This is a genomic window from Shouchella xiaoxiensis, assembly GCF_016907895.1.
GTDB classification, from domain to species: domain Bacteria; phylum Bacillota; class Bacilli; order Bacillales; family Bacillaceae_D; genus Shouchella; species Shouchella xiaoxiensis.
On sequence record NZ_JAFBCV010000008.1, the window covers coordinates 126831 to 140563 of the forward strand.

Genomic DNA, 13733 nt, shown 5'->3' on the forward strand with positions numbered 1-13733 from the left:
CTTCCCCTACTTCAATGCACTTCCCAACATCCCAGAAATAAAATGCTTCTGCATCACCAGGAAGAAAATTAAGATTGGCACCGTAGCAATTGTAATTCCCATCATTACTTGACCGTAATCCGTGTAGGAAACACCGCTTAAGGTTGATAAGGCAACTGGGAATGTGTACATATCCGGCGTGCGAATCGCAATGAGTGGCCACATGAAGTTATTCCACTGGAACATAAATAAGAAAATCGACGTTGCAGCTAGCGCTGGCTTCATCGACGGCAGGACAATTTGCATGAAGATGCGCCATTCACCTGCACCATCAAGGCGAGCCGACTCTAGCAGTTCAGTTGGAAACGATAAGAAATTCTGTCTCATTAAGAAAATCGCAAATGGATAACAGAGCTGCGGTGCAATTAACGCAAAATACGTATTTAATAGATCAAAATTCGCCATCATTTGAAACAACGGAATGAGCGTTGCTTGATAAGGTATCATCATGGAAAGCAAGAAAACGGTAAAGATCAAATTCCTGCCTTTGAACGTAAATTTTGCAAACGCATAAGCGGCTGTCGTGCTAATTGCTAGCGCAAGCACAACGTAAAGTCCCGCTACAAAGAGAGAGTTAAACATCACGCGCCAAATGCCGACATTATTATCCAAGTTCGTTAAGTTCTCAAAAAAGTGACTGCCTGGAATAAAGGTTGGTGGACTGGCGAACATCGATGCTGATGGATTGGTCGCGCCAATAAACATCCAGTAAAACGGAAAAACGGAAATAATTAAAAAGAAGATGAGCAAAGCGTACATGCCTATTTTTCCGAACAAGTGGTTACGTCCTGTTTTTCTATTCATCATTTATCACCCGTTAGTTTAAATTGAATGATCGAAAGTACAGCAACAAGCATGACGACCACATAGGCAACAGCGCTTGCGTAGTTGAAATCAAAGTACTCAAATCCATTTTCGTAAATATAAAGACCAAGCGTCATCGTTGAGTTAGCAGGTCCTCCACTTGTCAGGTTAAACGGTTCATCAAATAGCTGCAGCGTTCCGATTGTTGACAGGATTCCTGTAAACAAGATAACTGGTTTCAAACTTGGAATGGTGATTGAGAAGAACTGTCTGATCTTGCCCGCACCATCCATTTTGGCAGCCTCGTACATTTCATGAGGAATGTTTTGCAGCGCCGCCAGATAGATAATCATGTTGTAACCCGTCCAGCGCCATGTCATTGCCAATACGATTGAAATTTTCGCCCAAGTCCCGTCGGTTAGCCACGGAATAGCTGACATACCTAAGTTGGTAATTAGTTCATTAATAAGCCCATTGTCTTGCAGAAGAACTGAAAACAATAACGAGTAAGCAACGAGCGACGTTACGGCCGGTAAGAAAAACGATACGCGGAAAAATCCCTTTAATCGCAGCAACTGGCTATTCAATACAGTTGCTAGCACCATTGAAAGAAACAGCATCAGCGGTACTTGTAAGATAAAGATAATGAACGTATTTTTTAGTGCGGTTCGAAAAATAGGATCATAAAACAGTCGTATGTAGTTATCAAATCCGGTAAATGTGTACGCCCCACCTTCAAAACGCTGAAAACTCAGCACAACGGAAGCGATAATCGGATAAGCTGTAAACATCAAAAACAAGAGAACAGCCGGTGCCAAAAAGAGATACGGTGTTGCTTTTGATCGATTCATTGCTTCCACAGCCCTCTTTCTATCAAGTGAGCAGGCGAATGATTGATCATCGCCTCACCCACTCTGTTAAGTAGTCGTTAGTTCATGCGGTTTTGCAACTGCTCTGCTGCGCGCGTCATGACGTCTGTTACATCTGCCCCGCCTGCCGCATCTGACTGAGCTGTCTCTGTTTCGTCACGGGCAATCGAATAATTGCCTGTGTAGTTAACTGCTGGAATATCATCCATCATTCCGGCGAACATTTCCCAGATCGCTTGATCACCGAAGTACGCTACCGGCTCAGTGAAGATAGGATCATCGTAAATCGTGTTTAGTGATGGAAACAAGCCATTCTCCATTGCGGTTAACTGAACGTCATCTGTCGTCGCAAAGTACTCCATGAAATCATACGCCAGTTCCGGCTGCTCCGTATTTGCGGAAATCATGTAGTTACTACCACCAAGGTTTGATGCTCGGTTGCCGTCCGCTTCCATTGCTGGCAATGGGAACACGCCCCAATTTCCCGCTAAATCTGGCGCTTGCTCAGTTAAAGAGCCCGTTAACCATGCACCTGTTGGCGCCGTTGCTACGCTTCCATTCGCAAGACCCGTCAACCACGCGTCCCAACCGACTAAGTTCTCGTTTAACCCATCTTGATGAAGACGCTGCACAACCTCCATTGCCTTAATGGATTCTTCTGAATCGAGGTTAATTTCTTCGTTTTCATCAAAATAAAACGTCCCTTGTTGGTTGAGCATCATTCGGTATACGCCGTCATCATTGGCAATATCTATACCAGTCATGGCTACATCAAGTTCATCACGCAACGTCTGTCCCGCTTCGATGAAATCATCCCACGTCTCAATTTGCTCTGCATCAATCCCTGCTTCTTCAAATAAGTCTGTGCGGTAAAATACACCAGCTGGACCAGCATCAAACGGGAACCCATACACTCCGCCGTCAACCGTTAGTAATTCCGTTTTAAAATCAGGAAATTTATCATTATGATCATCTAGGAACCCGTACTCAGAAATATCAAGGAACGCATCTTGGAAATTGGAGAGATATCCTTGCACACGGTCGTCTTCAACAAGCATGATATCTGGCAATCCTTGGCCGTTCGCTTGCAGCCCTGTTGTAATGCGCTGATAGACGTCAGGCGTTCCCACTTCAACAATTTCAAGTTCAAACCCTGGGTTGTCTTCTGCAAACTGCTCGGCTGCCTCTTCAAGCACCGGTATATTAATATTCCATGCCCAAGCCGTTAACTTATTCTCATCTGCACCTCCACTACCACCCGATCCGCCACATGCTGTTAATGCAACAAGAGCGACAAGTGCACTTCCAAACAATGATACCTTTTTCATATTCATTGCTCCCCTCGATACTCGTTTGTATTTTTTGTTATCGCTTACATCATTACCTTTTTAATAACCGGTTCTGCTTATTCAATCGAGTGAACAATTTTAGAAACCGGTTTCAGTTAACTGTAAAAAACCGTTCCGCTTTTGTCAACAGCTTTTTTCATTAACATGATTTTTCTGTTAGTTAAGTGCTTTTCTCTTTTGACTCTTTTCGCATACAACCTTATACTTCTTGTAAGAAATGAAAAAGAAAGGAACGAAAAAGCCGATGCTCAAGAAAGACGGTGTTACGATTTACCACATCGCAAAAGAAGCAAACGTCTCTCCTGCAACCGTCTCCCGAGTGCTAACCGGCAGCGCCAACGTGCGAGAACCTGCGAAATCACGGGTACTAAAGTTAATCGATAAGTATAATTTCAAACCTAACGTGATGGCACAAAGCTTGTATTTAAAACAATCAAAGATGCTTGGCATTATTTTGCCAGACATCGATCATCCGTTTTACTCCATGCTTGCTAAGGAGCTTGAACGCCAAGCACTTGAAAAAGGCTACACCTGCTTGTTGTGCAACTCCATGCAGAATTTTGCAATTGAACAGTCGTATTTAGACAATCTCATTTCCCGGCAAGTTGATGGCATCGTCTTTCTAGGCGGACGAATTAACCAAACAAACCCGACAGATGAGCTCCGTGACGGGATGATTAATGCCTTAAAACATGTGCCAATCGTGCTCGTTAACGGAAAAATGGACGGAGCTGATGCTCACATTATTCGCACAGATGAGGCGAATGGTATGCGCCGCCTGCTTGATTTACTCGGTCATCACGGGCACCGCAAGATTGGATTAATTGGCGGGGAAATTGGCGTGTCATCTACAGATGAGAAAATTGAAGTCTTTAAGCAAGTAATGAAACAAAAAGGCTGGACCTATAAGGACGAATGGATTGTGAATAGCGGTTACAGCATTCAAGGAGGAGAGCAAGATGCGTTAAGCCTGCTACACCTTGATGAAAAACCAACTGCTGTGATGTGCATCAATGATTTTGTCGCAATTGGTGCGATAAAAATGTTCCAGAAATTCGGCTTAAAAATTCCAAACGATATGTCCGTAACGGGGTTTGACGACACCTATTTAGCTGAACACTTCCCACCGGGAGTGACGTCGGTTAACCACAACTATCAGCTTCTAGCAAAAAAGACGATTGAAACGTTGATTGGCCTAATTGCTCAGGAAGAACAGGAAAGAGAAACCGTTATACCGACTTTTGTGACGGTGCGCAACTCCTGTGAAGAACGACAAAGCTAGAGTACACCCTTCGCTTTATCCATGAAAAAATAGCGTAAGGGATTGACAAGAAGTCAGAATAGGTTTACTTTATTTGAAACCGGTTTCTTCCCTCTTCTATTTTGACGCAAAAATGAATAGGTATTCTATAAGGAGATGAATAAACATGACACAAACACTTAATTGGGGAATTCTTGGAACCGCTACCATTGCAAAAGGCTCGATGATTCCTGGAATAAAAGAATCGCAAACAGGCGTTGTGAAAGCAGTCGCCAGCCGCTCTCTTGAAAAGGCGCAAGCATTCGCGTCGGAGCTTGAGATCGAGACAGCCTATGGTACATACGAAGAACTGCTTGCAGATCCAACAATTGATGCCGTTTACATTCCACTGCCAAACCATCTGCATAAAGAGTGGGTAATTCGTGCTGCCGAGGCGAAGAAACATGTTTTATGTGAGAAGCCCATTTCCCTTAACAGCGAAGAATTAGTTGAAATGAAACAAGCTTGCGAAACCCATGGTGTTCTATTACTTGAAGCATTTATGTATCGCTACCAGGAGCGCTACGCACAAATTAAAACACAAATTGAAAGCGGTGCTATTGGAGAATTACGTGGCATTCGCAGCTCGTTTACCTTCAATAATGCTGGTGACCTTGATAACTTCCGTGTGAAAAAAGAGTATGGTGGCGGGAGTTTGTATGACATCGGTGTTTATCCATTGAGCTTAGCGCGGATGATCTTTGGTGAGGAACCTGAAGCAATTACGGTTCATCCGCTTTCTCCTGCTTCTCATAACCACGTTGATATGTCTGCAGCTGGACTGGTCGAATTTGCGAACGGTCGCTTCCTAACGTTTGACTGCGGTATGTGGGCAGCATTCCGTAATGATGCGGAAATTCTTGGCACGACCGGACGCATTTTTATTCCAAATGCATTTACAGGTGGCTCTGATGGCTATGAGCTTTACCAAGGCAATGATCAGCAACATGTTGATGTGGAAGACACAAATCATTATGCCAAACAAGCGGACTTTTTTGCGCAAGTCTTATCCGGTGAAGTAGAAAACGTCTGGGACGTTAATGATTCTTTAGAAAACATGCGTTTACTTGATGGTGCTATGCAATCACAAGACAAAAAAGAAAGAGTGGTGCTTCGTTAATATGTTGAAGTCAATTAATATTGAAGGCTTGAATACACCTGTTTCTTCGTTAATCATGGGTTCTGACTACTTTACTCCTGAAAAACAAGCCGTTGCTTCTGAGATGCTTGAAAATTATTTAGCAATCGGCGGAAATACAATTGATACGGCCTTTATTTATAGCGGTGGTTTAAGCGAGGCAGCAATTGGCAACTGGCTTGATGAGGGAAACCGTGATCGCGTGAACATCTGGACAAAAGGTGGTCATCCAAACCAAAACGGCCACACCATTAACAAACATGAGCTAAACGAGCAGCTAAAAATTAGCTTAGACCGCTTAAAAACGGATAAAGTTGAGCTATATGCGCTTCACCGCGACGACCCTTCTGTTCCAGTAGGTGCTATCCTCGAATGGCTTAATCAATTTGTTGAAGATGGCTATATTTCGACCTTTGGAGGGTCAAACTGGGAGGTTTCCCGACTTGAAGAAGCTAATGAATACGCGGCGAAAAACGGCCTGCGTGGCTTTTCATTCTCAAGCCCTAACTTAAGTTTGGCTAAAGCTAAAGAAGCGTACTGGGCTGGTTGTATTAGTCTTAACGATGAAGCGATTAAATGGCACCAGCAATCTTCCCTACCTGTATTGTCTTGGTCTTCGCAAGCAAGAGGGTTCTTTACAGGCAGATTCGACCGTACGGATTTCAGCAACGAGGATTTAGTCCGCGTCTTCTATAATGAAACAAACTGGGGGCGTTTTGATCGAGCAACAGAGCTTGCTAAGCAAAAAGGCGTATCAACCATTGAAGTTGCCCTTGCTTACGTGTTAAATCAAGCGTTCCCAACTGCCGCTATCATCGGACCGCAGAACAATCAAGAGATGATTTCGTGTGGAAATGGAGCGAGCCTTTCATTAACAACAGAAGAAGTGAACTGGCTTAATTTAGAAACATCATCCCTTTCTTCCTAAAACAAAAAGCCCTTTTTAACGAAAAGTAATAGTTGGAAAGACGAATCATTGAAACGATGCTGAGTAGCACCGCTACAGGAGAATTCGTCGCTTTCCGGGGGGCACCGCCTGAGCCTCCTTCGTGGAAAACCGCCACTTCAGAGTCTTCAGACACGTGCTGGTCCCCCCGGGAGTCTTCTAATTCTCCTTCCGCTCATTTTAAGATAAAACAAACGACGAACGTTCCTATTTTCAGGAATGTTCGTCGTTTTGATCTGTCTATCTACTTTTGTGCCAGCCTCATTTATTTTAAGATGTTGGTTTCTAACACACCTTATTCGTAGGCTAACCGTACCCCTTACGAGACAGCTCTTTTTATGCTTGAATGCCACGCCAGTAGACGGTCCAGACCACTTCAGCATGAGCTTTTACTTCTTCAATTGAATGGATTCCCACTTCTGTTGTTAAGCCTTCTATTAAACAGAAATAGGTGTATGCCATTGATTTTGCCTCCAGCTCTCGATTAATGGAGCCCTCAGCCTGTCCTTTTTCAATTACAGCAGCTAACAATACGCGGACACGTTCTTCGCTTTTATTAAACCGCGCCAACAATCGATCTTCAAGCTCCTTAGGTGGATACTGGATAAACCGGTTGTAAAATTGAATACTCGCGTCGTCTCGAGCTAAGTCACTAACATGCGTTTTAAACGAAAGATAGAGTCTTTCTTCGATGGTGTCTGTTTCTTGATTAAGCGAATCTTGAACAAACGCCTCATACTCTTGCTCCATTTCATCAACAACATCAAAGAAAAGTGCTTCTTTATTTTTATAGTGCGCGTACAATGACGGTTTTTTTATGCCTACTTTTTCGGCGATTTTGGCCATTGACGTGCCCTCATAGCCAAGATTTGCAAACAGTTCCGTGCTTTCTAAGCGAATTTTTTCCTTTGTGTGCATATCAAACTCCTTTACAGTTAACTATTTTTAGGTTACAATTCTTCTCTAACGACCGATCGGTAGGTAACATCTTTTTATTTTACTTGCTTTGGATCGTCATGTAAAGGACTCTTTCGGCCTATAACCCTACCTACCGTTAGGTTTTGACATGCATGATTATGATTAGCTCGGTCAAACTATATTGATTATGTACAAGGGAGTCTTATTTATGGAACAAACATCTTTATTTCGGAATCGGACATTTGTCCTCCTGCTTATCGCAGGCGTTTTTGCCGTTGTTGGTTTCAGCATGTTTCTTACAACAACGACTTGGTATGTGGTAACGATACTCGGTTCTGCTAGTTCTTTGGGGCTTGTGTTAATTGCTGCGACCGTCCCTCGCCTCTTAATGATGGCGTTTGGTGGCGTGCTAGCAGATAAATATAAGAAAACAACGATTATGTTCAGCACCAATTTAATCCAAAGTGTTCTGTTGTTCACGATCTTTTATCTCGTTCATACCGATGACATGACGTTTGCCATCTTACTCGTCCTTGCAGGTGTTTTCGGAATGCTTGATGCCTTCTTTGGCCCAGCAAGCTCGTCAATGATTCCAAAAATCGTTGCGAAATCTCAACTTCAGAAAGCAAATGCTTATTTTCAAGGCGTCGATCAGGTTTCTTTTATTGCCGGACCGATTTTAGCCGGTTTAATTATGGAATCATCAACCGTTTCCATCAGTTATCTCGTGGCAACGATTCTTGTATTCTTATCAGCACTGGTGATCTTTCCTCCATTTATTAAAGAGGCACCGGTTGAAAATCAAGTTAAGCAAAATCCAGTTAAAGATTTTAAAGAAGGCTTTAGCTATATTCGGAATTCATCCTTTTTACTAACCGGCCTACTTGTTTTAATCACGCTCAACTTCTTTGTGTTTGGAGCGCTTCATATTGCGATTCCGCTTTTGGTTGATTTCCATGGGGGTACGCCAATTAACCTCAGTTATATGGAAGTTAGCTTAGGTGTTGGTATGGTGATTAGTACGGGAATATTAAGTTTTGTACAGATTAAGCGTCGAGGCTTAACGTCTTTAGCTGGACTGTTTGCTTCACTCATTACCCTGCTCCTCTTTAGCCAAGCACCTAGCTTATGGTTGTTAACAGCGATTGTCTTCCTCATTGGTTTTTCGATGTCGTTTGTATACATTCCATTCTTCACGGCTGCGCAGGAAAACACCGATAACCGCTTAATGGGTCGGGTTATGAGCATTATCTTCCTCGCAATGAACGGGTTTGACCCGATTGCGTATGGAATCGTCAGCGCTCTCGTTGCCGGCGGTGTCTCGATACAGCTTATCTTACTTGGTCTTAGCCTTGCAGGTCTTGCGATTGCTATCCTTGTTCTTGTTAAAGCGAAATCGTATTTGAAAGCTTAAAGTGAAACATCCCTTCATCGTGACTTACGACGATAAGGGGGTGTTTTTTTGCTTAAAAGAAGGGTATAGATGACTAATCACCCTATAAATGGGAATGATCAACTTAAAGAAAGAAGGGGATTACATGGTTTACCTGCTCTAATCGCTCAATTGCTTTACTGGATTTGGATTTTTGCTTTTGGCGTTACGACAATTGCTGTCGGGGTTTATGTCGGGTTACAGATGCATTACCGCAAAGTGCAGAAGAATGATAGGCTTCATCATACAGAAAAGAAAGACCCTATAGAGGATTAGGGAGGGATGTGTAAAATTCCTCCTGATGGTGTTGATTGTAGTACAAGCAAATTGTTATCGATAAATCTGTTCGTAAATGTGGTAAAATTCAAAGTACATCGATTTGTCTTGCTCAACAGGAGGTACGAATGAACCAGCACCAGCTTACAGCCATGCTTCACCGGGAACTACTGGACGTCCGTTACAACGGTCAAGTCGTAACATTAATGTTTTTACCATTGTTTGCCCTTTTAACTGTCCTATTCACGGATAACAGCACCTCATGGAGCTTTCCGTTAATCCTGACACTCTATTTTTTCCCGATGCATATGCAGGGGTTTATTTTGGTTGAAGAAAAAGAACAGCGGACATGGCGCATACTTCGTCAACAAGGAATTACCTTGTTTCACTTAACCCTTGTTAAAACGCTTTTCACTTTATTTGTCTCTCTACTGACAATGTTTGGACTCGTTTATGCGATCACGCTTAGCTTAACTGAAGCGCTTTTAACAAGCCTCTTCCTTATTCCTGTACTGCTCATTATGGTCTCGTTTGGGACGATTCTTGCGGCCCTATTTAAAAACACAATTGAAGTAAGCTTATGGGGGTCACCTCTGTTTGCCTTGTTGTTTGTACTGGAGCTTCCGAATCGATTTCTTTATGAAACGGCATGGTATCCCTATATCGAACTACTACCACACTCCGTCTTTTTTCAAGGGATCGCCATAATTCGCACGGAGCCAGCTCAAGCGTTCCTCTTCCCTTTCCTTTACTTAACAATTACTGCTATCCTTATCATCTTTTTAACCAACTATGTATTACGAAAAAAAGAAGCAACCTTTAAGCCTTAGGCAGATGATGCCGAGGCTTTTTTGGTGGAAATGATGCAAGCGCTAACCGATTCCAAAAAAAGTGCTAGCGTGTCCTACATATTTAGGCAAACGTTTTCATACATCTTAGTAGAACGACCTATCATCTTAAACTCAGGGGGCTAGTGAGATGACTTTTAAAAAGACAGTCGGAACGTTGATTTCGGGGGCACTTGTTGCAAGCATCATGGTTGGTTGTAGTCCAGAGAACACAGATCCGGGTACAGAAGAAGAAAAAGAAAATGAGCCTGCACCTGAGGTCGCTGAAGACATTCAGCCCGAAGAAGGCGCTAGCCTTGTGCTTTGGGACAACAGTGATGAAGAAGCTGAGTGGGCTCAATACGTTGCTGAAGAATTTGAAAAGGAATATGGTGTGCCGGTTGAATTTCAAGAAGTCGGTCATACCGAAGCGGCAAGTAAACTAGAAACCGATGGACCGGCTGGACTTGGTGCGGACGTGTTTAACTCAGCTCATGATCACTTAGGAAACATGGTTTCGGCTGGTTTGGTTTATGACAACTATTTTGCTAGCGAGTACCAGGATGCCTTTTTGGAAGCCGCTGTGAACGGAACGTCCTTTGTTGGGAAAGATGGACAGCTAGAAATGTACGGCTTCCCGATTGCGATTGAAACATACGCGCTTTATTACAACAAAGATATTATTGAGGAACCGCCAGCTACTTGGGATGAGCTGTTTGAATCAGCCGCAGCATTTCAAGAGGGGTCATCTGGAAGTGACCGGAAATTCGGCTTTATGATGGAGCCTGGCAACTTCTACTACACGCACGCATTTCTTGCCGGTTTTGGTGGCTATGTGTTTGGTGAGAACAATACAGACCCGACGGACTTAGGTATTGATAATGATGGTGCGGTTGAATCAGGTTTGTTTATGCAACGAATTCATGATGAGCTGTTGCCATTAACAAAAGAAGACATTACGGGTGATGTTATCTCGTCATTCTTTAATGATAATAAACTTGCTTATCGTATCTCAGGACCTTGGGATATAAAGAACCATGAGGACGCTGGGGTTAATTTTGGCATTGCACCACTGCCAACGTTAGAGAACGGCGAAGCACCTCAATCGTTCTCCGGCATAAAAGCTTACTATGTAAATTCGTACAGCGAATTCCCGCAGGCCGCCACGTTGCTTGCTCAATTCGCTTCGAGTGAAGAAATGCTGCTTAAACGCTACGAGATGACTGGTCAACTTCCACCAGTTCATGCGCTATTAGAAGACCCGACTATTCAGAGCAATGAAGCATCCATGGCATTCTTAGAACAAGCGGTGAATGCTGTTCCAATGCCAAACATCCCGCAGATGAATTCCGTCTGGGGCCCGATGGAAGTCGCCTATACCTCGATTTGGAATAACAATATGGATCCGCAGGAAGCTTTGTCTTCTGCAAGAGAACAAATTGAAGACGCCATCTCAACTCAGAGCAATTAGCTTCTTAGAGCCAATGTCCTTCTTCACAAGGCATTGGCTTTCTATTTCAAAAGTGTGAGGAGTCGATGCGTGTGCACGCGAGAAGAAGTATGTTGCTCTCCATTCTATTTATGGGATTTGGCCAATTCTACAATCGTCAACTTGTTAAAGGGTTGTTATTTGTTTCAATGGAAATTTATTTAATTGCCTTCTGGACCTTACCCTTCCGCAACGCTATGTGGGGGTTGTACACGCTTGGTGAGTCGGTGCAGACGCGTGTTGGTTTTACCATTGTTCCCGGCGACCACTCAATCTTCTTAATGATTGAGGGCATTATCTTTCTCATTTGCGGCCTGCTCTTTCTATGGATGTACTATTTGAACATTCGCGATGCCAGACGCGTTGGGTTTGCGCGCGATCAAGGCATAGCACCGAATAAATTCAAGAAAACGCTCCTTGTTTTTTCAGAAAAAGGCTTTCCTTATTTTCTATTGATGCCATCCGTTGTTTTTACATCTTTTCTAACGATTCTACCGCTTATATTTGGAATTGCGATTGCCTTTACAAACTACTCTGCCCCAAACCATATTCCCCCTGCTTCACTGGTGGACTGGGTCGGCTTTCAGACCTTTATCGATTTATTTAATATGAAAACATGGAACCGCACCTTTATCGGCGTTTTCTCTTGGACGTTTGTATGGGCGATTTTAGCTACGGTAACCACCTTTTTTACAGGGATGTTTTTCGCTGTCTTGCTTAATTCTAAGGGCATTCGCTTCCAGAAGTTCTGGCGCAGCATCTACATTTTACCGTGGGCAATTCCTTCCTTTGTCTCGATTCTCATTATGCGCAACTTGTTTAATGGCGAATTCGGTCCGATTAACCAATACCTTGATTTTATTGGGCTCGCGGCCGTTCCGTGGCTTAGTGATCCGAACTGGGCGAAGTTCACGCTCGTTGTCGTCAATATTTGGTTTGGCTTTCCTTTCTGGATGGTGCTGATGAGTGGAGTGATGACAAGCATTGACCGGGAACTGTATGACGCTTCTCAAGTTGATGGCGCCAATGCCCGTCAGCAGTTCCGCAAAATTACTTTGCCAATCGTCATGTTTTCGACGGCACCGCTGTTAATCATGCAGTTTGCCGGAAACTTCAATAACTTCAATCTCATATATCTGCTTACGCAAGGTGGCCCGGTCAACGTCAACTATTCTTACGCGGGCTCAACCGATATTTTAATTTCGTGGATTTATAAGCTGACGCTCGATCAGAGCCAATTTGCCATGGCATCGGTCGTATCGATCTTAATTTTCATCGCCCTTGCCGGCATCTCGATCTGGAACTTCAGGCGCACAAGAGCCTTTAAAGAGGAGGATACGATGCTATGACACGCAAGCAGAAGGACCTCCTTGCTTCCATTGTAAAACATGCGATCCTAGTAGTCGTTGCCATCTTCACGATCTACCCCGTCATTTGGGTCATTATGGGCTCGTTTAATCCTGGTTCCTCGCTCTTTAGTGCTCAGATCATTCCGGGTATGAACTGGGGATTGTTTCTTGAAGGTGTGCGAAGCTTTGATTTCTCCCTTATATTCGATTCCATCTCGTCGATTCGAATGACGTTGACCCACTACAGCTACTTGTTTAATCAAACGGACTACTTGCTTTGGTACCAGAATACATTAAAAATCGCCTTGTGGAACATGGTCTTATCAACGTTCCTCGTTGTTACCGCCGCCTATGCTTTCAGTCGATTCCGTTTCAAAGGGAGAAAGCAAGGCTTAATGGCGATGCTTGTGCTGCAAATGTTCCCGGGCTTTATGGGGATGATTGCGATTTACATTCTGCTCTTGCAGCTTGGCTTGCTCGATAATCACTGGGGCTTAATTCTTGTTTATGCCGGTGGATCCATCCCGTTTAATGCCTGGCTCGTGAAAGGGTATTTTGATACATTGCCGAAGAGTCTTGAAGAAGCAGCTCGAATCGATGGCGCTGGGAACATTACGATTTTCGCCCGTGTGCTCATGCCTCTCTCGATTCCCATTCTCGTCTTCGTAGCCGTCTCCAACTTTATTGGACCGTGGATGGACTTTATCTTTGCTCGACTCGTTCTTCGTTCAAATGAAAACAAAACGCTCGCAATTGGTTTGTTCGAGATGGTAACCGGTCGCGGAAATACCGAGTTCACAACGTTCGCTGCTGGAGCCGTTCTTGTTGCTATACCTATAACAATCTTGTTTATGGTTTTCCAGAAGTATATGGTGGAAGGTTTAAAAGCAGGGGCAAATAAATAACGCGCCTATTGAATTAGAAAGGCAATCATGGTAAGCTGTTTGACAACTAACGAAAGGACTGATGGGTGGACGATGATTAACTAATCTATTTT

General features: G+C 43.6%; 13 protein-coding genes. 9 read left to right on the forward strand and 4 right to left on the reverse strand.

All coding sequences use genetic code 11. The features are described from left to right. Positions 1–6: 6 nt before the first annotated feature. The 3 genes from JOC54_RS13415 to JOC54_RS13425 form a co-directional block, all read right to left on the reverse strand. Complete coding sequence (locus tag JOC54_RS13415; protein ID WP_204466726.1) at positions 7–843, reverse strand: carbohydrate ABC transporter permease; 837 nt, start codon at positions 841–843, stop codon at positions 7–9. Next, positions 843–1694 (reverse strand): carbohydrate ABC transporter permease, encoded by an 852-nt coding sequence (locus JOC54_RS13420; protein WP_204466727.1) that lies wholly within the window; start codon positions 1692–1694, stop codon positions 843–845. The genes JOC54_RS13415 and JOC54_RS13420 overlap by 1 nt, the downstream gene beginning before the upstream one ends. A 77-nt stretch (positions 1695–1771) precedes the next feature. Then, positions 1772–3040, reverse strand: coding sequence for an ABC transporter substrate-binding protein (locus JOC54_RS13425; protein WP_204466728.1), 1269 nt, complete (start codon positions 3038–3040; stop codon positions 1772–1774). Between the two features lie 265 nt (positions 3041–3305). Between JOC54_RS13425 and JOC54_RS13430 the strand changes: the two genes are divergently transcribed. From JOC54_RS13430 to JOC54_RS13440, 3 genes are all read left to right on the forward strand, one after another. After that, entirely contained in the window at positions 3306–4343 is a 1038-nt protein-coding gene (locus tag JOC54_RS13430; protein ID WP_204466729.1) for a LacI family DNA-binding transcriptional regulator, read from the forward strand. 145 nt (positions 4344–4488) lie between these two features. After that, the gene (locus JOC54_RS13435; protein ID WP_204466730.1) at positions 4489–5481 is read left to right on the forward strand and encodes a Gfo/Idh/MocA family protein; all 993 of its coding nucleotides are present in this window, start codon (positions 4489–4491) and stop codon (positions 5479–5481) included. A 4-nt stretch (positions 5482–5485) separates the two neighbouring features. After that, positions 5486–6427, forward strand: coding sequence for an aldo/keto reductase (locus JOC54_RS13440; protein WP_204466785.1), 942 nt, complete (start codon positions 5486–5488; stop codon positions 6425–6427). Between the two features lie 354 nt (positions 6428–6781). Here the strand turns inward: JOC54_RS13440 and JOC54_RS13445 are convergent, their stop codons facing one another. After that, positions 6782–7363: a TetR/AcrR family transcriptional regulator gene (locus JOC54_RS13445; RefSeq protein ID WP_204466731.1), complete on the reverse strand. Its 582-nt coding sequence runs from the start codon at positions 7361–7363 to the stop codon at positions 6782–6784. Positions 7364–7571: 208 nt separating this feature from the next. Between JOC54_RS13445 and JOC54_RS13450 the strand changes: the two genes are divergently transcribed. From JOC54_RS13450 to JOC54_RS13475, 6 genes are all read left to right on the forward strand, one after another. Then, a complete protein-coding gene (locus JOC54_RS13450; RefSeq protein WP_204466732.1) occupies positions 7572–8777 on the forward strand; it encodes an MFS transporter in 1206 nt (401 codons plus the stop codon). A gap of 69 nt (positions 8778–8846) precedes the next feature. Beyond that, positions 8847–9071, forward strand: coding sequence for a hypothetical protein (locus JOC54_RS13455; RefSeq protein WP_204466733.1), 225 nt, complete (start codon positions 8847–8849; stop codon positions 9069–9071). A 128-nt stretch (positions 9072–9199) separates the two neighbouring features. Beyond that, positions 9200–9901, forward strand: coding sequence for an ABC transporter permease (locus JOC54_RS13460; RefSeq protein WP_204466734.1), 702 nt, complete (start codon positions 9200–9202; stop codon positions 9899–9901). A gap of 148 nt (positions 9902–10049) precedes the next feature. After that, positions 10050–11369 carry a sugar ABC transporter substrate-binding protein gene (locus tag JOC54_RS13465; protein WP_204466735.1) on the forward strand — a complete coding sequence of 440 codons (1320 nt, stop codon included), beginning with the start codon at positions 10050–10052 and terminating at the stop codon, positions 11367–11369. 65 nt (positions 11370–11434) lie between these two features. Further along, positions 11435–12736 carry a carbohydrate ABC transporter permease gene (locus JOC54_RS13470; RefSeq protein ID WP_204466736.1) on the forward strand — a complete coding sequence of 434 codons (1302 nt, stop codon included), beginning with the start codon at positions 11435–11437 and terminating at the stop codon, positions 12734–12736. Next, positions 12733–13641 carry a sugar ABC transporter permease gene (locus JOC54_RS13475; RefSeq protein ID WP_035418657.1) on the forward strand — a complete coding sequence of 303 codons (909 nt, stop codon included), beginning with the start codon at positions 12733–12735 and terminating at the stop codon, positions 13639–13641. The genes JOC54_RS13470 and JOC54_RS13475 overlap by 4 nt, the downstream gene beginning before the upstream one ends. The last annotated feature ends 92 nt before the right edge of the window (positions 13642–13733 follow it).